Origin of the sequence: Selenomonas sp. WCT3 (genome assembly GCA_900100835.1) — a bacterium.
Lineage (GTDB): Bacteria > Bacillota > Negativicutes > Selenomonadales > Selenomonadaceae > Selenomonas_A > Selenomonas_A ruminantium_E.
The window spans coordinates 1-22254 of the sequence record FNCM01000021.1; the positions used below are offsets into that span (position 1 = coordinate 1).

Genomic DNA, 22254 nt, shown 5'->3' on the forward strand with positions numbered 1-22254 from the left:
GAAAAAACTGCTGATTGATTGGATGAGCGACAATTCTATAACCGACACGCTTATCAAGGCAGAAACTCCGCAAGGTTGGAAAGTTATCGACAAGAGCGGTTCAGGCGATTATGGGGCGCGGAATGATATTGCCGTGATTTATCCGCCCAATCGCAACCCCATTGTCATGGCGATAATGTCGCGCCGCACGGAAAAAAATGCAAAATATGACGACGCTATGATTGCGGAGGCGGCAAAACGAATTTTTGATAATTTAGTATTTTAAAGGGGCTTGATAGCATCGGTATTGCCGATGGGCAGAGAGGGCCATCACGCAAAAATATTTCGCTAGGCCGTCAAAGAAAAATCTGCAACAGGGTCGCTATGACGAATCGCTCATTCATTATGTGAAATAGGTGCTGATGACTTACCGAAGGGGGCAAATGTGCCCCCTTCTCTTTTTGCCGAATCCCTGTCCTATGCGGATCAGTACTAGGGATGTATCGTTAGATTGTATCAGAATGATTGGTAAAGGGAGTTCTTTCTGACCGTATTGCGCTCTATAATACCTTCATTGTCGCTTAGATTTATGATACAATGGAGACGTTATACAACAATGATATTTAGAATCGGATTGAAGACTACCACTTTTTAATCATAAATAATGGGGCTCAAGGCTTAAAGCAACTTTGGGAAGAAAGAGGTTGTGGGGGAAGTCCCGTTGTTCCGACCATTATATGATATTAAAAAGTGATGATTAACGCAGGATGAGGTGATACCGATGATTAAGGATTACTATGAGTTGTTGCAGGTTCATCCGAAAGCGTCGGCGGATATTATAAAGAAAGCCTATCAGACCTTGGCGAAAAAATATCATCCGGATTTATCGAAACTGCCGCCGGAAGAGGCCGGTCGTCATATGAGTGAGCTAAATGAGGCCTATCGGATTTTGTCGGATCCGTTAGCGCGCATAGAGTATGACAAGGCAAGAAGGCAGGAAACGAACCAGGTGCGGGAACTGCCCCGAGAACAGCAGTCGGTACAGCAGGAAAAAATTCCTCCGCGGGCTGCCCGCAGACATTCGGTCAAGGAACAGGCTGTAGAAGAATTGCAGGATTTCGTAACTGGCAAAATCAAGTATGTTCTTGTGGGCTTGATTTTGCTTTTAGCTGGAGCCCTGGTGTGGTTCCTTTGGGGAACCGGGGATGATGGCGAAGTACACTACAAGAGCTTGAAAGGAGATCCGGCGGTAGAGGAGCGTTCTCGGGAAAGCAGTAAACCTGCATCGTTTCCGCCACCAGCGTATGATTCCCATGAAGAGAAACTTCATCCGGGAAATTCGAATGGAAATAGTCCGGCGGCAGAAGAGGCACCGTCAGGTCCGGTGATGATTGATGGCAAGCAGAGTGTCCCGGAAGGAACACAGGAAAAGAATCCAGAATCCCGGAATGAGTTGAAAGAGCGGCCGGGAACTAAAGCATCAGGTGGGGAACCAGTTGATGTTGGGGAAAAAGTTTGAAAGGAAGTAATATATGAGCATATTGAATGTATCCCATTTATCCCATAGCTATGGAGGCCGTGAGATTTTTGAGGATGTTAGTTTTCGCTTATTGAAAGGTGAACATGTTGCTTTGGTAGGCGCTAATGGAGAAGGAAAATCTACGTTTCTATCCATTATCACTGGCCAGCTTACGCCAGATGCGGGAACGATTGAATGGGCAAAACGCGTTAAGGTTGGCTATCTTGACCAGCATGCGGTGCTGAAAGCCGGCATGACGATTCGCGATACCCTCCGGACGGCTTTTGAAGATATGGTACAGGCGGAGCAGGAAATGCTGGCCGCTTACGATAAGATGGGAGATGCCACACCGGAAGAAGTTGATAAGCTAATGAAGGATGTTGGCGATATCCAGGATATGCTGGAGGCTGGCAGTTATTACACCCTCGATGCGCGAATTGAAGAAGTGTCCGCTGGTCTTGGCCTGCGGGATATTGGCCTTGACCGCACGGTTGATGAACTATCAGGGGGACAGCGCACCAAGGTGCTGCTGACCAAGCTTTTGCTGCAGAATCCGGAAATCCTGATTCTCGATGAGCCGACAAATTATCTCGATGCAGAACACATTACTTGGCTGACGAATTACCTGCAGAATTATGAGAATGCCTTTATCCTCGTTTCCCATGATGTTCCCTTCCTCAATGCGGTTACCAACGTAATTTATCATGTGGATAATTTAAGTCTGGATCGCTATACGGGAAGCTACGAGAAATTTGAGGAAATGGCGGCATTGAAACGCCGTCAGGAAGAAGCTGCCTATGAGCGCCAGCAGGCAGAAATCAAAAAAGAGCAGGATTTTATCCAGCGCAATAAGGCACGGGTGGCAACGCGCGGTATGGCGAACAGCCGGCAAAAACGTCTCGACAAAATGGAAGTCTTGACAAAACGTCAGGAAAAACCGAAACCGCATTTTCACTTTCAGTCGGACCGCACTCCGTCGCGGTTTGTCATCGAGGGTAAGCGGCTGGTGCTGGGCTATGATACCCCGCTTACCAATCCGGTGGACATCCGGGTGGAGCGCAACAAGAAAATTGCGATTCGCGGGACGAATGGCTTAGGTAAATCCACGTTGCTCAAAACTATGTTAGGGATGATTCCCGCAATTTCTGGCAATGTGGAACTGGGCGAGTTTGTGTCGGTTGGCTATTTTGAGCAGGAAAGTGCTTCGGGGAATTCCAATACGGCTTTAGACGAGCTGTGGCAGGAATATCCGGGCATGAGCAATTTTGAAGTCCGGGCGGCGCTGGCTTCATGCGGCTTGACCAATGAGCATATCACCACGAAGATGATGGCACTTTCGGGCGGCGAGGCGGCCAAGGTCCGTCTCTGCAAAATCATGCAGAAGCCAGTCAATCTGCTGGTTCTCGACGAGCCTACGAATCATTTGGATGTGGAGGCCAAAAAAGAACTCAAGCGGGCGATCAAAGAGTATAAGGGAACAGTTTTGTTGGTTTCCCATGAACCAGATTTTTACGAGGATATCGTGGATTCGGTTTGGAATATTGAAAACTGGTCAACCAAGATCATTTGACCGTAGCAGGAAAATGATCATAAAAAAGAAGGTGGACAAAATGCTTTGGCATTTTGTCCACCTTCTTTTTTATGGCTGCTTCCAGGTACTGCGGTATTTTCCAGGTGGCATACCTACTAATTTGCTGAAGACAGACTGGAAGTAGTTGGAATTATTATAGCCGCATTGCATGGCTATGGTGGTGACGCTTTGTTTAGTGGAGAGCAACAGATTCTGGGCTTCAGAGATACGCAATTGAGTGATGTATTGCATGGGAGAACAGCCCGTGCATTCCTTGAAAATATGTGACAGATAGTATGGGCTGATGTGTAGGTTCTGTGCAATTTGCGACAGAGAAAGTTCTTCTAGATAGTGATTGTCCAGATAGGTTTTGATATGTTGCCCTAAGGTATAGGCAGAATCGTGATTAGCAACGGCAGTGTGATTATATTGTTCCAACATCAGCAGTATCAGAGCCTGGGCTAGATGATTGCATGCTTCTTGATGAAGTGGGGAAGGGAGACTGGTAATTACTTTCTTTATCTGCTGAAGGAGTTGGGCGATTAATGGATAGGTGTGCCCTGCGTGGATGATGGGGACGGCTTCTGAGGGGAGAAACTGTCCTGGGGGTAATCCTTTAATCTGCAGACGCTTAAAACCTAGCGCTAAGGCCCGTGTGGTGGTGCCGTTTTGGGGCGAAAAGGAACGCAGGCAGCCCTGATTAACGAGAACAATATCGCCCCTGCTTACCGGATGGGAAGTGTTGTGGATGGTGCAGGTGCCGCTGCCCTTCATAATGAAGAGGATTTCTGCCTGATCACTGCAATCTGCTGGCAATGGCAGAGTACCGGAGGACAGGAGGCAGAGATAAGATAGTTGTACCTTCTGTTCTGATGTAAATACCGGATTCGTCGCAGGATTGAAAGTAAGCATTGCCATAAAATCGTCCTTTTCCAATGATAGCAAGAATATGTAATATGAATAAAAACAAAGCAAAATAATGAAGAATAAGTAGAAATGATTGTAATATAATAATCATCGAGGGGTAGTTAATGATTATGTTATGGTTGAGTAGGACATCATTTACTCAATACTTACCTAATCATTATACTAAAAAATCACCATAAAAGCCAGTATTTTCAGAAAAGAAAAGAATTACTGGCGGATTCCGTTATTAAAAAGAAGGAGAGTGTGCTTATGTTCAAATGGTTTCTGACCAATCCGGATAAGCCAAGGATCCATGATGAGGAACTGGTTAAGAAGATGTATCACTCGGCCAGGCTTCAAGCTGTCACAGCGATGATTCTGGGTTATGGCATGTACTATGTGATGAGGATGACACTGGGCGTGGCTAAAAAACCTATGATTGAAGAGGGATTTACCCCTACGGAATTAGGTGCCATGGGAGCAGGTATGATGGTAGCCATCGCCATTGGTAAATGTGCCAACGGCTTTATTGCGGACCATTGTAATATCAAGAAAATAGTTCCCTTAGGACTGCTAGGTGCTGCTATCGTCAATGCGATTTTGGGCTTTAGCAATGCCTATTGGGTATTCCTGGTGCTGTGGATTGTCAATGGTGTCTTCCAGTCCATGGGATCAGCGCCATGTATTGTATCCTTGGCTCAATGGTTTTCCAAGAGTCAGCTGGCAACCTATTATGGGGTGTTCAGTATTGCCCATTATGTAGGTGAAGGTGCTACTTATCTGGGAACGGCCATGATTATCGTAGCTTTTGGATGGCACGCTGCATTCTTTTTGCCAGGTGTAGCTTGCATCGTGTTGGCTTTCATCATGTACCGCTTTATGCGTGATCGGCCAGAGTCTTATGGTTTGCCCTCTGCCAACGAATTCGAAGGTGAGATGGTTCAGGAACAGAAGGAACAGGAAGTTTCAACGAAAGAAGCCCAGATGATGGTTATCAAAAACCCTTATGTCTGGCTTTTGGCAGCGGCGGCTATTTGTCTGGGGATTTCGCGGTATTCCATCAGCAGTTGGGGCGTCATTTTCTTGCAGGAAGCTAAGGGATTGGACCTGGTTACAGCGGGGAGTATTATGTCCTTGTCGCCGATTTTGGGAGGTGTGGGGTCTTTCTTATCGGGAATCATTTCCGACAAGATTTTTAAATCGCGTCATTCTGTTACTACGATTGTGTTTGGCTTGGTCATGCTGGCGGGAATTATTGGTGTTTGCTTTGTGCCTGCCGGAAATACTACGTTAGCCGCAGTTTGTATCGCTGTATTTGGTTTTGGTTTGGGGGTCATTCTTTGCTTTGTCGGTGGACTGCTGGCTGTTGACCTTTGCCCGCGTAAAGCAACAGGTGCAGCTATGGGAGTTATTGGCCTATTGGCTTATGGTGGTGCTGCTTTGCAGGATATTGTAAACGGCATGTTGATGGATTCTGCTAAGGTAGTGGTAGATGGTGTTACCACTTATCAGTTCGGTACTATTACCACTTTTTGGATTGGTTCAGTAGTATTGATGACATTACTTATCGTACCTACCTTGTGGGCAAAGAAAAACAGAAGCGAAGAGGTACATGAAACGCATCACGCTGCAGCTTAAGGCAGGATTTTGGGCAACAGTCGAGAAGGATTAAGGAGATTTATGAACAAGGCAGCTATGCCAAGGCCAAAGTAATGGAGGCAGATAATTATGGAGCAGCAGATGAAGATAAGCAATGGCCCCTATCTAATGGGGCTGGCCGCAACGCATGTTTTGCTGGCTTGGGAAACAGAAAGACCGGGGAATTACACGGTATATTATGACAGCAAAACTGGGGAGAGAAAGGTCTCGGCAGTATTTGAACGGGAACCGTCATATCGGGAAAATGCCGATGGGGGGTGTCTATATACGGCGAAGCTCACAGACCTATCTCCGGAAACTAAAGTTAGTTATCGGATTTGTTATCAGGAGCAGATTCTTTCCCAGGGGAGTTTCTGCTCGTTAGCTGATTCCCCCCAGGCACTGCATATCATTACCTTATCGGATTCGCATTTGTTTAATGCGGCATCGCAGTTTGCAGATGCTGTCAGACGGGAAAAACCGGACTTTATTATCCATGGCGGAGATATTCCTCCGGGAACTGGCTATCAGCATGAGCACTATGCTCGTCACTGGTTCCAGAAAATTCCCGATATCCTTCGGGAAGTGCCCGTTTGTTATATCCCTGGCAATCACGACGATGGTCCTTTTTTCGATAGTTTCTTCGCTAGGCCCCAGTCTAAAATACTGCATGCGATGCCAGATGGACGTGTGTTTTCCTTTGCTGTAGGGCCGGCGTTCTTCCTGTTCGCCGATAGCAATCCCTGGGGGTTGTTGGAGATGAATGCAGTTAATTCCGGTGTGCAGCTGCCGGAGAAGGAGCATCGGCATATAGCGGAAATACTTGCCTGGTTAGAGGATGAGTTGCAAAGCAGCCAGGCGCGTAATGCTAAGTGGCGGATATTGGTGGCGCATCATCCCTATACCGATGCTTTTAATAATAAATATTTGGTGCCTTTAGCAGAGAGGTGTGGGGTCGAATTGGTAATCGGCGGCCATTTGCATTATTATGTGAAAGCCATTTCCAGTGATCCTGCAATTGGCGCCAAGACAGTCTATGTTTGCCAGGGGAGTGCTCAGGACCCAGAAGTTCAGTTGACGCGCAGTGATGGGGAAAGAAGACTGTTGGAAGATTTTCCCGAAGTGACAGCGATGGGCAGGAATAACTATGGGGTCCTGGATGTTACGGCTGATGCTATCGTTTATAATCTCTATGGGTATACACCAGATGGTGGCAGTGCGTTAGTAGACTGCGTGCGCCTTGAGCAGGCACATCCACAGGTGGAATATACGGCTGCAGAATTGCGCCGCTTGGATAACAACGGGCATGTGGAGGTGCGTGTCCAGGCCTATAATCAAGGGGCTGGTGTGGCAGATGCCCGGGTGATTTTGTCAGACAACGGCGTGGAACATGTACTGAATCTTTTTGGTAGTGAGGAAAGCAGTCAGGCGGTATTGTTAGAACCTGGGGAAAAACGGCGGTTAACGGCTGTCTATCAAGCTCGGCAGCCAGGGGAGCACATCTTGGAGTACGGTGGGCAAAAGTTAAAGTTGCTGGTCTATGAACCCAGCCAATTGTCCTTTGCTCACATGTGGCTGCAGGCAGGGCATGGCAGGATGTCGGATTGTGTGATAGCGGGGGTGGAGGCCACCAATAACCTAGATCATGAAATATATACCTCGATTCCCTTTTATATAAATCAGCGGTTGATGGAATCTAAGAATATTTTTTTCAGAGGCCATGAGAAAAAATATATTGAGTTCCGATATAAGTTTGATCAAGGGGGGGATTATCAAATTAGTTTAGCTGACAGACTGCCTAAGGAGGTGCGCATCGAAAAGGGAATCCGCATTATTCCCCGAGTACTGGATAAATCTGGCTGTGGTCATACGGCGCTTATGCATGGAACCCCGAAAGTTATGGAGCGGGGAGGGCATATTGAGGTTTGTCTGGAGCATTATGGGGATTATATAGAGGTGCTGCCAGCTCCGGATTTGTTGGCAGAGCAGGGCTTTACCGGGATGGTATGGGCTAAGGTCGAGAGATTGGCTCATGAAAATGAAATGGGTCATAATCCGCTGATGGTACGAGGTAAATCGGTGGGTTGGGGAGCCACCTACTTTATGCGTATGGTGGTAGAGCGTGCCGGAGGCCTTAAATGGGGGACCTGCCATGGGATTACGGAATATTCCTGGCAAGGTGGCGAAGCCAAGGTGGGGCAATGGGCGCAATATACCATGACCTTTGACAAATCCTGTGGTGGTGATTCCTATTGTGATGGGAAACATGTGGCCCATGTGGCAGCTATTCCTGCTGAGGCGGAGCTGCGTCAATGGGGAGATGAGCCAATCTTTATTGGGTACTCCTATATTGGACATGTGATTGAGGAAATCAATCGGCCGAAATACTTCACGCACTTGCCGGGACGGATAAGTCAGGTACGCTTTTATCGAAGGGGCTTTTCGGCAGAGGAAAATAAGATGGTATTGGATGCTCCTGGGGAAGCTGGGCCTCAGGATGGGCAGTTAGCCTTGTGGCTGGATTTTCGTAATATTCTCAAGGTGGGAACCCATACTACGGAGTGGCGTCACCCTGCCATTTATGCTCCGGCCTTCAAGACCGAGAAGAAATATTGGCAATTTAAGCAATTAAAGGCTAGTGCGAATATACCTTTGCAGGCGGGGATAAAGGCTGTAGTGGAGGTATCTGATGATGGTGTTACGGTAAAGGGAGCTTTGACGATAGCTGTTCAGGATGGCACGCATTATACGGATTTGTCATCGTTGCCGGAAGCTCAATACTTGCGCATTCGCACCGAAATGTTTGCGGAAGTGGGGGCTGAAGGTACCTTTGTACCGGAGCTGCAGGAGTACCAGGTTATTGCCACGAATGGTAATGATTTTGCCGATATGTTTTGGTCGACCCGTTCTCAGTGGGAAAAAGGAATCTTTACTGGCGCGGCTGGTTTTGCGCCGGCAGATAGGTTGCGGGATTTTCCTGAATACACGGATGTTATCCACGGGTAAGGAAGAAGTAACACGCCTTCGCAGTTTATACTGCGGAGGCGTGTTTTTTAGGAATGAGCGTAAAAGCAATAATATGTACTTTTGTGTTAAGAATAGCAAAATACAAGAGGAATCAATAAATATCAATCCTATATAATATGTCTAGGTCAAGGAAATGCTGCTTTAATATAGTAACTTAGGATGGTGATGTGTGTGGAAAAAATAAGCAAACAAGTATTGGCAGCAGTGGCAGCTGGTAGTTTATGGTGGCCGCCAGGGCAAGTGGCTGCAGCGGTCGATACGGAGGGAGTAGCGTCTATGCAGCAGGAGATAGAGAGTTTGCGGCAGCGGTTGGTGGTGATGGAAAAAAAGTTAGCGCAAGCGGAAAAAAAAGAAGGCGCAGGGGGAAAAAAGGAGAAAAAACAGGAACCTAAATTACTTTGGTCGGGGTCTGCCAAAACAGGTTATATGTATGACGACAAAAAAGCGGGGAAATTCAAAGCGGAAATTCGTCTTAACGCGTTAACTAAAGTGGATGGTAAATATGACGTGGGATTAGGGGTGAAATTTAAATCGACTTCTGCAGAACCAGTGGCGGGCAAATATCCTGCGGAGAAAAATAAGATAAAGCTGGATCAGGCCTATGTAGGGCGTTCTTTTGGACCGGTGCAAATAAAAGCAGGTGTACAGAATGTGGCTCTGGGGGAAGGACTTTGGTTATCTAAAGCTAGTGTCAATCAACTTACAGTAAAATATGTCATGGACAAATATGGCAGCTTATATGCTGGTTATGGCCGGGATTCCCAGGATTATCTTGTCAATGATGTGAATAAGCAAGAACCACCTACCCGTAGCCGTTTGCTGAAGTTCGTGCAATTTCAGCACGAATTTTCCCAGGATAATTACCTAGGGATATATTATGGGACGCAACAACCAGAGCGATATCTAGGAATTTTTGGCCGGATAGAGCAAAATGGAAAATGGGGGGGAATGGCTGAATATATATGTGATCTTAATCGCGACAAATTTGGCCGGGAACATGGCTATGGTTATGATTCCTTTGGAAATGCGGAGATAACCAAAGGAATGTTGCTGGGAGTGAATTATGGCAAGGCCAAGAAAAAGGGAACTTGCGGGATTTCCCTAGAGTATCTGAATGTGGATCAGAATCTTTTTATGAATGACAATTACACTGCCTGGGATGACTGCCTGTCGGAAGACGGCTTTAAAGGGGGTGGCATGGTTTTTGACTATGCGGCCAGTGACCATACCAAGCTATCCCTGCAGAGATATTGGGGGGATACAAAACCAAGTGCTGCTAATCGCAAAGGGGGGACAGGTTCTTCTTTAACGAAAGAAGGACGTGGCTTTACCTATCTTAAATTTACAGCGAAGTTTTAGCTGATAGAAAAATTGTATTGAAGTTGACAAATTTTTTGATGCGAGTATAACTAATAGAAGAAGATTAAGGAGATGTTATGTCATGGCAATGCTTTTTAACAGAAAAACAGGCGCGTCATTTTTGGTGGCGTTATTGGCGGCTGGATTACCGTGTACGGTTTTCGCTGGTCCGCAGGAGCAGCAGGCAAAAGTAATTCAGGCGATGCAACAGGCCCCGCTGGTTGTAAAAAATCCACCGGTGCTGGGGTTAAAAGTAGATCGGGCGGATGTGTATCAGCTGCCCAGAAATTTTCGTATGGCCACAGACGAATACAAGGGGATGACTAAATCGGGCATTATGCCCACTAGACAGGGCTTGGAAAAACTGCACGCTTCTGCGTCCAGCTGCTTTTCCGAGAAAGAACTGGAGGCTGTCTTGGCAGCAGTGCCTGTAAGTGCGGATAAATTTTATGATATTGACCTGCGTGGAGAATCCCATGGGTATTTAGATGGTACGGCTGTAAGCTGGTATGCTGATCATGATTGGGGGAATGATGGCCGTAAGGCAGATATTATTCTGCCGTTGGAAAAAGAACAGTTAGGGGCTTTAGCTGGGCAAAAAGCTTGTCAGGTATATCGCTTCGATGACAATAAGAATGTGTTATTAGAACCGGTTTTGCAGCCCTACAGCCAAGTGCGTACTGAGGAAGAAATGGTACGCCAGCACGGAGCAAATTATTTTCGGTTGACCCTCCAAGATCATTTCCGGCCGGAGGATTCGGATGTTGACCATTTCGTGGCGTTTTACAAGCAGCTGCCCAAGGATGCCTGGCTGCATTATCACTGCTATGCAGGGATGGGGCGCACAACAATTTTCTTTGTCATGCATGACATTTTGAAAAATGCCGGATCGGTGAGCTTTGATGATATCATTCAACGGCAGAAACTCATCGGCATAGTTGATTTGAGTGATATACCTGAAAAAAAGCGCAATTATGGCCGCAAGGCATATATTGAGCGATATCAGTTTGTGGCGCACTTCTATGATTATGTTAAGGAAAATCCGAAATTAGAAGTTCCGTATAGTGTCTGGGCGAAAAAACATAAGGTCAATCTGTGGGAGCCGGACTACAGTGGGTATATCTGGCGGATCGATGCGGAAAACAGGAACAGTTTGCCTAGAAACTTCCGCACCGCTGATGGGCAGTTCAAGCAGGATATGCCGGCGGATAAAGCGGGGGAGGGCTTTACCCGGACACCCTCACGTCAAGGGCTGGATTGCCTAGCTATGTCTGGTAGTGCAGAGTTTTCCGCCGGGGAATTTAGGGCATTGCAGCAGGTGATACAGTCAAAAGCACAAGGCCCTGTTTATGTGGTGGACTTGCGGCAAGAATCGCATGGCTTGTTTAATGGGCAGGCAGTTAGTTGGTATGGTGACCGCGATTGGGGGAATGTAGGCAAAACACGGCAGGACGCTTTGGACGATGAGACAAAACGGCTTCATCAAGCGAAGGGAAAAAACGTTTTGTTGGCAAAATTGGATAAGAAAAAGATGCCAGCTAATCCGCATGAGGAGAAAATAGACAAAGTCATGAGTGAGCAGCAGCTGGTGGAAGGTGCTGGCTGGCATTATTTGCGTCTTACAGATACGGATCATGTATGGCCGGCGGCTGCAAATATTGAGAAGTTTATTGAGTTTACCCAGTCACTGCCCCAGAATGCTTGGCTGCATTTTCATTGCCAGGCGGGGAAAGGTAGGACCACGGCTTATATGGCTATGTATGATATGATGAAAAATCCTGAGGTACCCTTGCGTGATATTCTTTCCCGGCAGTATCTGCTGGGAGGCGCTTATGTGGCTTATGAATCAGCCAAGGCGGTGCCGGGCCAATGGAAAGCTGATTACTATCACCAAAAGGCAAGAATGATTGAGAAATTTTATCGTTATGTACAGACTGCCCATAAGGATGGTTTTTCCTTAAAATGGTCACAGTGGCTGCGGGAACATGAGGATATCTGATAGTGGTATATAATTGTCCTCAAAGGGGGGGTACACTCTTTTAATGGATCTTTTCTAAAATGGGCATAAAAAGGTGCGGCAAAATACGAAAGTATTTTGCCGCACCTTTTTTCTTTATATTATGTTGAATTGGAAGCGTAAGATAGATGGGCTGGATTATTCGCCAAAGTAACGGTCGAACAAGCCCTTAAAGCCGCGGCCATGACGAGCCTCGTCTTTAGCCATTTCATGAACCGTGTCATGAACAGCATCCAGGTTCAGCTGTTTTGCCAGAGTAGCAAGTTCTTTCTTGCCAGCACAAGCACCATGCTCGGCATCAATGCGCATAGCCAGATTTTTCTTGGTGCTATTGGTCAATACTTCGCCGAGAAGCTCAGCAAATTTGGCTGCATGCTCAGCTTCTTCCCAAGCATAACGCTTGTAGGCTTCAGCAACTTCCGGATAACCTTCACGGTCAGCCTGACGTGCCATAGCGAGGTACATACCTACCTCGGAACACTCGCCTGTGAAGTTCTGGCGAAGGCCTTCGATGATGCGCGGATCAACGTCTTTAGCCGTTCCGACATGGTGCTCATCTGCATAAGTCATATCACCGCTCTGCTCGACGAATTTGTCAGCTGGAGCTTTGCAGATTGGGCATACTTCCGGAGCCTGCTCGCCCTCATAAACATAACCACAGACCGTGCATACAAATTTTTTCATAATGATAACCCTCCTATATAAACACATGAACCAATAATTATTTTTTATTGGTGCTATTTGATTGGTACGCTTTTATTATAGGCCATCTATCAGAAAATAGAAATGAGTAAATTTCGCTAAATTTAGGGTTTATATCTATTTAACGATAAAATTCTCCATAATTCTCTTTATTACGTAGTTTTTAAAATAAAATATCAGTTAATAATTATTATCCGTTGTATAATTTGGCAGCAATGATGCTTCGTGCTATAATATTAGACTGAATGATGTTTTTTAAACGCAATATATAGGAGAGTAAATAACGAATGTTTACCTGTATGACAAGTTCTCCCGAAGAAACCGTACACCTAGCAGAGCTGGTGGGGCAAAAAATCCGGGAGGGAACCGTGCTCTGCCTGGAGGGCGATTTGGGGGCTGGCAAGACGTTGTTCGTTCAGAGTCTTGCCCATACCCTGGGCGTCGAGGGAGAAGTGACAAGTCCGACGTTTAATCTCATGAACGTATATGAAGGGATTTGCCGCATCTATCATTTTGACCTTTACCGGCTGGAAACGGAAGAAGAGTTAGAGGATATTGGTTTCTATGAATACACGGAGGAACCAGAGGGAATTGTAGTAATCGAGTGGCCGGACAAGTTTCCTGAATCACTGCCAGAGGATTACGTGAAAATCTCAATTGAGCGGACGGGGGAAACGGAGAACAGCCGCCGCTTTATATTCTCTTGTGCAGGCGAGAAAAATCAGGAATTCATAAAGGAGTTGGAGACTTTTGTCCATACTAGCCATTGATACCTCGACACAAGTATCGAGTGTGGCGGTTGCTTCAAAGGAACGATTATCAGCTGAGCTTACCATGCAGGCAAAACTCACCCATTCGGAGACTTTGATGCCCCATATTGAACAGGTGCTTAAAATGGCGTCGGTTGAAAAAGATGAATTGGAAGGAATTGCCGTCAGCATCGGCCCAGGTTCCTTTACGGGATTGCGGATAGGCTTGGCTGCGGCAAAAGCAATGGCTTATGCGCTGGATTTGCCGTTAGTAGGCGTATCGACGCTGAAGGCCCTGGCTTATCATTACCCGGTTCCGGGCGTGCGACTGGTATGTCTGCTGGATGCTCAGAAGGGCAATGCTTATGTGGAGACGTATCGTTGGGAACAGGGACAGCTGAAGGTGGTTGATGAAGTTCAGGTTGCCAAGATTGCCGGTGTGGTTTCCTGGTGTGCCCGTATGGAAGAACCAGTGGTATTGCTGGGAGATGCCGTGCAGAAAAAAATCGTTGGCAAGATGGAACTTCCGCAAAATGTCGCAGCCGCTCCTGCTCACCTTATGATGCCGCGGGCAGCCTGCGTAGCGATGCTGGGATTGGAAGAGTTGGCAGCTGGACGGACGGCTAATATCATGGAGTTGGAGCCGGTCTATATTCGTCGCAGTGAAGCAGAGGTTCTCTGGGAGAAGCGGCATCCGGAAGCGGCCAAGAATACGCTTCCCACGGAGGAAATGTGATGGGATTAGAATCGCTGAGCTTTCGTGAGATGGCACCGGAAGATGCCGATGCTGTTGAGATTGTAGAAAAAGCCTGTTTTGCGATTCCCTGGTCACGGGAATCCTTTTGGAAAGAAGCAGCCAATGAAAACACGGTTTACCTGCTGGCACTGGATGGTGAGCGGGTTATTGGTTATGCCGGCTGCTGGATTTCCTTTGAGGAATGTCAGATTACAAATGTAGCAATTCTGCCGGAATACCGTGGACAGGGCATTGGCACGAAATTATTTGGTGCGATTATCAATGCGGTAAAGGCCAAAGGTGTGACGGCAATGACCCTTGAGGTGCGTCCTTCTAATGCTCCAGCCCGTGCGCTTTATGCCCGGTATGGGTTCAAGGATGCTGGCCGTCGTCCTCATTATTATCAGGACGATGGTGAGGATGCAATCATCATGTGGAATACGAAACTTTGATGGATGGAGATACTTATGGAGAAGGAAAATAAAGAAGAACTGTTGACGCTGGCGATTGAGTCAAGCTGCGATGAAACATCGGCGGCGATACTTCGTGGCGGGCGTACGATACTTTCCAATATCATATCAACCCAGATTCCCGTTCATCAGAAGTTTGGTGGTGTGGTGCCGGAAATTGCTTCGCGGAAGCATATTGTAAATATCATGCCGGTTATCGACGAATGTCTGCGGGAGGCACAGATAAAACTTTCGGATATTGACCAGGTGGCGGTCACCTATGGACCTGGACTCGTAGGGGCTCTGCTGGTGGGCGTATCGGCAGCTAAGTCGCTGGCCTTTTCTCTCGGGGTGCCGCTTATTGGGGTAAATCATCTGGAAGGACATATCTTTGCCAATTTCCTTTCGTCCCCAGAGTTGGAACCGCCCTTTATGGCTTTGGTGGTATCAGGCGGGCATACGGCATTGGTAGATGTTCGAGGCTACAACAACTTCCATATGATGGGGCAGACACGGGATGATGCTGCTGGCGAGGCCTTCGATAAAATCGCCCGGGTTATGGGGCTTCCCTATCCGGGGGGGCCACGCATTGATGCGCTGGCTAAAGAAGGCAATCCCTTGGCCATTGATTTTCCCCAGGCGCTGACAGAAAAGGGTAATTATGAATTCAGCTTCAGTGGGTTAAAATCGGCAGTTCTCAACTATATCAATAGTGAGAAGATGAAGGGACATGAGCTCAATAAGCCGGATATTGCCGCATCCTTCCAGCATTCGGTTATCGAAGTGCTGGTAGGGAAGGCCTTTCAGGCGGTTAAGGAAGCCGGCCGTGATACCCTGGTGTTGGCCGGCGGTGTGGCGGCCAACAGCGGCCTAGAAGGCCGGCTGCGGGAAGAGGCAGAAAAACACGGCGTAAGATTCCTTTATCCAAGCAAGATACTTTGTACGGATAATGCGGCCATGATTGGTTGCCGCGGTTATTATCAGTCCCTATCTGGGCGTTACAGCGATTTGTATCTCAATGCAATTCCTGGATTGGGACTGGCAGATTGCGACGATTAAGTGTATAATAATATGTGAGACTGCTCAACGATGAGAAATGCGTGGGAGCAGTCTCTTTTTTTGAGATTTGCTATGTGGCAGACAACCGGGAAAATAGATGGGAGATGATGATGGATGGATATGGCAGAGCTGTGCCGTCAGCAGACGAATCTGACGGTAAAGCAGATTGGTCTGTTAGAGCGGATGAAGATTGTGTTTCCGTTTTTGGCTGACCTTGTCCATGGACAGCTGAAGGTTTATGTGCCGTCAAGAAAAACGGGAAGTTTTGTAATCATAGCGCAGGAGCGTCCGCGGACTATCTATATGTCAAAACGAGAGTCTGACTATGGGAAGTTGCAGCCTGCCATTGAAGAGCCATTGGTGCAGGATACGATGATGACGGGACTGCCCGGCAAGGGCAAGCGGGAATGGACCTATGGTTCCTTGATTGATATGTATACTTACGCGATTCGCGATGGGAATCAGGTCATTGGTGTGGTGAGCTTTGAAGTGGATGGCGACCGTCTGCAGATTGACGGGTATCCTTGCATTTTAGCTACAGCGGTGGATGTGTTAGGACATGCGCGCAAGGTGTTAGAGCCGGAACAGTATCGGGCTATTTCGGCCAGCGACGGCATTCTCATTACCGACCAATTCAGCCGTATTGTGTTTGCCAATGCGGCTGCCCAGCGAATATACCGGGTGCTAGGGGTGGGCAGCCTGCGGGGCTGTCATTTGTTTGACCGTCAGCTGACCCGTCATATTTGCCGGGAGACTATGGAGCGGGAACGGCCTTGGCAGAAGGAGTTGACTGCTGGCAACTTGACCCTTATCCGACGGCAGATTGATTTGCAGGAGGGCGGGCAGCTGGTCCGTCGCATTGTTATATTATCCGATGTGACCGAGGTGCGGGCGAAAGATAAGGAAATACGCATCAAGTCGGCTGTAATCCAAGAAATCCATCATCGTGTCAAAAATAATCTGCAGACCATTGCCAGTCTTTTGCGGCTGCAAGCTCGGCGCAGCCAGTCGGAAGAAGTGCGTCAGGCTTTGCAGGAGAGCGTGAATCGGGTGCTATCGATTTCAGTCGTACACGAATTTCTTTCCCAGCAGGGGGAAGAGGCTATCCATGTGCAGCAGGTTATGCAGCAGATATTTGATTTGGTGGGGCGTAATATGGCAGACAGTCAGTTCATCATCCGGACTGAGTACAGCGGCCCCGATGTGGTACTGCCTTCTAAGTATGCAAGTTCCTTGGCTTTGGTGCTGAACGAATTGGTTTTAAATGCCATGGAGCATGCCTTTGCCGGACGGCCTTCGGGAAAAATTGGTTTGTCGGTTCAGGAAGATGGCGATTCTTGGAACCTCGATTTATACGATGATGGCTGTGGTCTGCCAGAGGGCTTTAATCCCCGTAAGACCCGTTCCTTGGGCCTTTCCATCGTTCGTACTTTGATTGAGGGGGATTTGGAAGGGAGCTTTTCCTTAGAAAATGATGCACGGGGCAAAGGCTGTGGAACCCATGCCCGCATTAGCCTGCCCAAGCCGGAGCGGGAAATATCCAACGAAGTAATTCAGAGTCTGGAGGAATGACATTTATGAAGAAGAAATGCCTGCGCTTGGTGATTGCCGACAACGAATCGATTATCCGCCTGGACCTTCGGGAAATGCTGGAGGATGCGGGACATGAGGTGGTGGGAGAAGCCATCAATGGACGAAAAGCGGTGGAACTCACCCGAATGCATCAGCCGGACTTGGTCATTATGGATATTAAAATGCCAGAGATGGATGGTATTACTGCTGCCCGCAAGATATCGGAGGAGAAACTGGCACCGGTGCTTTTGCTGACGGCTTTTAGCCAGTCAGATATTGTGGAGAAGGCAAAAGATTCCGGCGTGTTGGGCTATTTGGTAAAACCGGTAAAAGAAAGCAATCTCTTTCCGGCTATGGAGATTGCCCTTTCCCGTTGGGAAGAGATGCAGGGGATGGAAGCAGAGCTGGGCAAGCTAAAGGATTCTCTGGAAACGCGTAAAACCGTGGATCGGGCCAAAGGGATTTTGATGGCGGCCCATAGGCTAAGTGAACAGGAAGCTTATCGCCGGATTCAGCGCTATGCCATGACAAAACGCCTTAGCATCAAAGAGGTTGCGGAGGCCATTGTACGGGCGGCTGGCGGAAAAGTATAAGGGTAAGTCCGTTTTTGACAAGTCAAGTTGACTGGTCAAAACGGACTCTTTGTTTTTTTGACTTTTTTAGCTTTGCAACTTGACATTTTGACTAAGAAACATTATTATAAGAATTGCAGTTAGCACTCAGGTGTGACGAGTGCTAACAAGCCAACCTTGTTATTTTATTTTATAGGAGGAATACCTATGATTAAACCATTAGGCGAAAGAGTTGTTATTGAAGTTGCTGAGGGCGATGTAAAGACTGCCAGCGGTATTGTTCTGCCGGATACGGCCAAAGAGAAGCCGCAGAAGGGCACTGTCGTTGCTGTTGGTTCTGGCAAACTGCTGGATAACGGCGAGCGCGCAGCTATGGAAGTTAAAGAGGGCGATGTAGTTGTCTTCTCGAAATATTCTGGCTCGGAAGTCAAAGTGGATGATAAAGAATACCTGATTGTTCGCGAGAGCGACATTCTGGCTGTTATGTAATAGACGTTATACATTTCCTTGGAGGTAATATAAATGGCTAAACAGATTCTGTTTGATGAAGATGCACGCCGCGCTCTTGGCCGTGGCGTTGATGCACTGGCTAACGCCGTAAAAGTTACGCTTGGACCGAAAGGCCGCAACGTTGTCCTGCAGAAGAAATTCGGTGCCCCGACGATTACGAACGATGGTGTAACGATTGCTCGCGACATCGAGCTCGAGGATCCGTTTGAGAACATGGGCGCACAGCTGGTCAAAGAAGTTGCTACGAAGACCAACGATATCGCTGGTGACGGTACGACGACGGCAACGCTCTTGGCTCAGGCTATGATCCAGGAAGGCATGCGTAATGTCGTTGCTGGTGCTAATCCGATGATCATCAAGAAGGGTATCGATACGGCTGTCAAGGCTCTTGTTGAGGAAATCAAGACGAAAGCTAAGAAGGTTGATGGCAAGGCTGACATCGCTCAGGTTGCTTCCATTTCTTCGGCTAACGAAGAGACGGGCGAGCTGATTGCTGAGGCTATGGAGAAGGTCGGCAAAGACGGCGTCATCACCGTTGAGGAGTCCAAGTCCATGACGACGAACCTTTCCGTTGTGGAAGGCATGCAGTTTGACCGCGGCTACATCTCCCCGTACCTCGTAACGGATACGGACAAGATGGAAGCAATCCTTGACGATCCGTATATCCTCATTACGGATCGCAAGATTTCCGCTATTGCTGATATCCTGCCGATTCTCGAGCAGGTTGTAAAACAGGGCAAACAGCTGGCTATCATCGCTGAGGATGTTGACGGCGAGGCTCTGACGACGATTGTTGTCAATAAGCTCCGTGGCACCTTCAAGGCTCTGGCTGTCAAAGCTCCGGGCTTTGGTGACCGCCGCAAGGCTATGCTCGAGGATATTGCTATCCTGACGGGCGGTAATGTTATCAGCGAGGAACTGGGCCGCAAACTCGACAGCGTAACGATTGAAGACCTGGGCCGTGCCCGTCAGATTCGCTCCACGAAAGAGGAGACGACGATTGTTGATGGTGTAGGCGATAAGGATGCTATCGCAGCTCGCGTTGCTCAGATCAAGAAACAGATTGCCGAGACGACCTCTGACTTCGATAAAGAAAAACTCCAGGAGCGTTTGGCTAAACTCGCTGGCGGTGTAGCTGTCATCGAAATCGGCGCTGCAACGGAAGTTGAGATGAAAGACCAGAAATACCGCATCGAGGATGCGCTCAACGCTACGCGTGCAGCTGTTGAGGAAGGTATCGTTGCAGGTGGCGGCACGACCTTCATCGACATCCTGCCGGCACTGGATAAAATCCAGGCTGAGGGCGATGAGAAAGTCGGCGTAAACATCGTTCGCCGCGCCATCGAAGAGCCGGTTCGCCAGATTGCCAACAACGCAGGCCTTGAAGGCTCGGTTGTCGTCGAGAACGTCAAGAAAGCTGGCGACGGCATCGGTTTCAACGCACTGAAGAACGAGTATGTTGACATGATCAAAGCTGGTATTGTTGATCCGGCTAAGGTTACGCGTTCCGCTCTGCAGAATGCTGCTTCCATTGCTTCCATGGTTCTCACGACGGAGACTCTCGTCGCTGACAAACCGGAAGAGAAACCGGCTGCTCCGGCAGCTGCACCGGGCATGGGCATGCCGGGCATGATGTAAGGGATTCCCTTATAGCAACCTTTAACAGGAAATAGGAGACAGGCTGGGAAGGAAACTTCCTGGCCTGTTTTTTTATCCTGACGGGATAGGGGCAGCTGGTATTGACTAGCTTCGATAAATTGGTTATAATGTTCAAGCATTGAAAATTTCATCAATGCCTGAAAAAGAAGAAAATCCAGAAGAAAACATCCTGTTGTTCTGGTGTAAAAAAAGAAATAAATTCATTTCTAGCGCAAGTTCTCGAAAGTGGTCGCATTGCTTTTGAGAAGACGAGGAGAAGGTTGTCGAATAGTCAGCGGATGCCTTCCGGCCGGCCCGGTCGATAGAAATCTGTTAAAGCTTGGGTGTGAACCTGAGAGGTAGAGCGGATGGAGGACACAACAGGATCGTACAATTTCATAGGAGGTACTATTATGTGTGGTATCGTTGGTTATGTCGGAGATAAGCAGGCAGCAAATTTCCTGCTGGAAGGCCTTGCTAAGCTCGAGTATCGTGGTTATGACTCGGCTGGTATCGCTGTATTCAATGGCGAAAGCATCCGAGTGGAGAAGAGCGTTGGCCGTCTGGCATCCTTGAAGGATAAAATCAAGGATGATATGCCGCAGGGCGTTATGGGCATTGGCCATACCCGTTGGGCAACCCATGGCCGTCCGTCCGACCGTAACTCCCATCCGCATACCGATTGCTCCGGTGATTTCGTGGTGGTTCACAATGGCATCATTGAGAACTATCTGACGTTAAAAGAGGATCTCATTGAGAAAGGGCATGTGTTCAAATCGGAGACGGATACAGAAGTGGTAGCACATCTTATCGAGGAAGTCTACAATGGTGACTTTGTGGCATCGGTACGGGAAGTCCTGCGCCGGGTGGAAGGCTCCTATTCCCTCGTGTTTATGTGCAGCAAGCATCCGGGGATGCTGATTTGTGCAAAACAGGATAACCCGCTGGTTATCGGTCTGGGCGAGGGGGAAAACTTCATCGCTTCGGATATTCCGGCTATTATCCAGTACACGCGCCGTACGTATATCCTGAACGATGGCGAGATGGCTGTCCTCACGAAGGATTCCATCAAAATTTCCAATCGTCAGGGTGAGCCGGTGACCAAGAAGGTATTTGAGGTCAACTGGAATGCGGAAGCTGCTGAGAAGGGCGGCTATGAGCACTTCATGCTCAAGGAGATTCATGAGCAGCCGAAGGCAGTCCGTGACACGACGAGTCCGCGTATTGCCAAAGATGGCAAGAGCATCGTCATGGACGAGCTCAAATGGGATGCAGATTATCTCAATTCCTTTAACAAGATTTATATCGTTGCTTGCGGCACGGCTTATCATGCCGGCCTCGTAGGCAAATACTATATCGAAAAACTCGTCCGCACGCCGGTCGAAGTTGATGTTGCTTCGGAGTTCCGTTATCGTGACCCGATTATCGATGAGAACACGCTGTTCATTGTCGTTTCCCAGTCGGGTGAGACCAGTGATACGCTGGCTGCCATGAAGGAAGCAAAACGCCTGGGCGCCAAGACATTGGCACTTACGAACGTTGTCGGTTCCTCGATTGCCCGTGAAGCCGATCAGGTTATCTATACCTGGGCTGGCCCGGAAATCGCGGTTGCTTCCACGAAGGCTTACACGACGCAGATTGTGTTGTTCTTCATGCTGGCACTTTACATGGCACAGATTAAGAAGAGCCAGCCGGCTGAGCGTTTGGCAGAACTTATCAGCCAGCTCCAGAAGATTCCGGCGCAGATTAGCGAAACGCTGGAAGATGTAAATCCAATCAAGACGTTTGCCAAGCAGTATGGCTTCAATGAAGATGTATTCTACATTGGCCGCTCCTTGGATTATGCCGTAGCCCTTGAGGGGTCTTTGAAGCTTAAGGAAATTTCCTACATCCATGCTGAGGCTTATGCAGCTGGTGAGCTCAAACATGGCACGCTGGCTTTGATTGTGGAAGGGGTTCCGGTCATTGCATTGGCAACCCAGAAGAGCGTTTATGAAAAGACGCTGTCCAACATCAAAGAGGTCAAGGCACGCGATGCTGTGGTAATCGGTATTGCAGCGGAAGGCGATGAGGAACTGGAGAAATATGTTGACCATGTTATCAAGGTTCCGGAGACGGATGAGCTGCTGATTCCGATTCTTACGGTAGTTCCGCTGCAGCTCCTGGCATATTTTGCCGCTATCACGCGTGGCTGTGATGTCGATAAACCGCGTAACCTGGCAAAATCCGTTACGGTTGAGTAAGTTGACCAG

18 protein-coding genes are annotated in these 22254 nt (G+C 48.1%); 16 read left to right on the top strand and 2 right to left on the bottom strand.

Annotated elements, in window-relative coordinates:
- The 3 genes from BLQ36_RS12580 to BLQ36_RS12590 form a co-directional block, all read left to right on the top strand.
- Positions 1–265: serine hydrolase (locus BLQ36_RS12580; protein ID WP_180364886.1), on the top strand; the 265-nt coding region annotated here is incomplete at its 5' end.
- 495 nt (positions 266–760) lie between these two features.
- On the top strand, positions 761–1498 hold the full coding sequence (locus BLQ36_RS12585) for a J domain-containing protein (protein WP_074515918.1): 738 nt from the start codon (positions 761–763) through the stop codon (positions 1496–1498).
- Between the two features lie 13 nt (positions 1499–1511).
- A complete protein-coding gene (locus BLQ36_RS12590; protein WP_074515919.1) occupies positions 1512–3068 on the top strand; it encodes an ABC-F family ATP-binding cassette domain-containing protein in 1557 nt (518 codons plus the stop codon).
- 69 nt (positions 3069–3137) lie between these two features.
- Here the strand turns inward: BLQ36_RS12590 and BLQ36_RS12595 are convergent, their stop codons facing one another.
- Entirely contained in the window at positions 3138–3986 is an 849-nt protein-coding gene (locus BLQ36_RS12595; RefSeq protein ID WP_074515920.1) for a helix-turn-helix domain-containing protein, read from the bottom strand.
- Between the two features lie 258 nt (positions 3987–4244).
- Between BLQ36_RS12595 and BLQ36_RS12600 the strand changes: the two genes are divergently transcribed.
- From BLQ36_RS12600 to BLQ36_RS12615, 4 genes are all read left to right on the top strand, one after another.
- Positions 4245–5612, top strand: coding sequence for an MFS transporter (locus tag BLQ36_RS12600; protein ID WP_074515921.1), 1368 nt, complete (start codon positions 4245–4247; stop codon positions 5610–5612).
- A 90-nt stretch (positions 5613–5702) separates the two neighbouring features.
- Positions 5703–8618 (top strand): metallophosphoesterase, encoded by a 2916-nt coding sequence (locus BLQ36_RS12605; RefSeq protein ID WP_074515922.1) that lies wholly within the window; start codon positions 5703–5705, stop codon positions 8616–8618.
- A gap of 192 nt (positions 8619–8810) precedes the next feature.
- The gene (locus BLQ36_RS12610; protein ID WP_074515923.1) at positions 8811–9998 is read left to right on the top strand and encodes a hypothetical protein; all 1188 of its coding nucleotides are present in this window, start codon (positions 8811–8813) and stop codon (positions 9996–9998) included.
- Positions 9999–10080: 82 nt separating this feature from the next.
- On the top strand, positions 10081–11997 hold the full coding sequence (locus BLQ36_RS12615) for a hypothetical protein (protein ID WP_318260990.1): 1917 nt from the start codon (positions 10081–10083) through the stop codon (positions 11995–11997).
- Between the two features lie 156 nt (positions 11998–12153).
- Here BLQ36_RS12615 and BLQ36_RS12620 read toward each other — a convergent pair whose 3' ends face one another.
- Positions 12154–12699 (bottom strand): NADH peroxidase, encoded by a 546-nt coding sequence (locus tag BLQ36_RS12620; protein WP_074515924.1) that lies wholly within the window; start codon positions 12697–12699, stop codon positions 12154–12156.
- 305 nt (positions 12700–13004) lie between these two features.
- Between BLQ36_RS12620 and tsaE the strand changes: the two genes are divergently transcribed.
- The 9 genes from tsaE to glmS all read left to right on the top strand — a co-directional run bounded on the left by tsaE (position 13005) and on the right by glmS (position 22245).
- Positions 13005–13487, top strand: coding sequence for a tRNA (adenosine(37)-N6)-threonylcarbamoyltransferase complex ATPase subunit type 1 TsaE (gene tsaE / locus BLQ36_RS12625; protein ID WP_074515925.1), 483 nt, complete (start codon positions 13005–13007; stop codon positions 13485–13487).
- Positions 13468–14202, top strand: coding sequence for a tRNA (adenosine(37)-N6)-threonylcarbamoyltransferase complex dimerization subunit type 1 TsaB (gene tsaB / locus BLQ36_RS12630; RefSeq protein ID WP_074515926.1), 735 nt, complete (start codon positions 13468–13470; stop codon positions 14200–14202). The genes tsaE and tsaB overlap by 20 nt, the downstream gene beginning before the upstream one ends.
- A complete protein-coding gene (rimI, locus tag BLQ36_RS12635) occupies positions 14202–14654 on the top strand; it encodes a ribosomal protein S18-alanine N-acetyltransferase (RefSeq protein WP_074515927.1) in 453 nt (150 codons plus the stop codon). Before tsaB ends, rimI begins: the two co-directional genes overlap by 1 nt.
- 15 nt (positions 14655–14669) lie before the next feature.
- Complete coding sequence (gene tsaD / locus BLQ36_RS12640) at positions 14670–15710, top strand: tRNA (adenosine(37)-N6)-threonylcarbamoyltransferase complex transferase subunit TsaD (protein ID WP_074515928.1); 1041 nt, start codon at positions 14670–14672, stop codon at positions 15708–15710.
- Between the two features lie 114 nt (positions 15711–15824).
- On the top strand, positions 15825–17282 hold the full coding sequence (locus BLQ36_RS12645) for a sensor histidine kinase (RefSeq protein ID WP_074515929.1): 1458 nt from the start codon (positions 15825–15827) through the stop codon (positions 17280–17282).
- Positions 17283–17287: 5 nt separating this feature from the next.
- Positions 17288–17875 (top strand): ANTAR domain-containing response regulator, encoded by a 588-nt coding sequence (locus BLQ36_RS12650; protein WP_074515930.1) that lies wholly within the window; start codon positions 17288–17290, stop codon positions 17873–17875.
- Positions 17876–18061: 186 nt separating this feature from the next.
- On the top strand, positions 18062–18343 hold the full coding sequence (gene groES, locus BLQ36_RS12655; protein ID WP_033170394.1) for a co-chaperone GroES: 282 nt from the start codon (positions 18062–18064) through the stop codon (positions 18341–18343).
- Positions 18344–18376: 33 nt separating this feature from the next.
- A complete protein-coding gene (gene groL / locus BLQ36_RS12660; protein ID WP_074515931.1) occupies positions 18377–20002 on the top strand; it encodes a chaperonin GroEL in 1626 nt (541 codons plus the stop codon).
- 413 nt (positions 20003–20415) lie between these two features.
- Entirely contained in the window at positions 20416–22245 is a 1830-nt protein-coding gene (gene glmS, locus BLQ36_RS12665; RefSeq protein ID WP_074515932.1) for a glutamine--fructose-6-phosphate transaminase (isomerizing), read from the top strand.
- Positions 22246–22254: the final 9 nt, after the last annotated feature.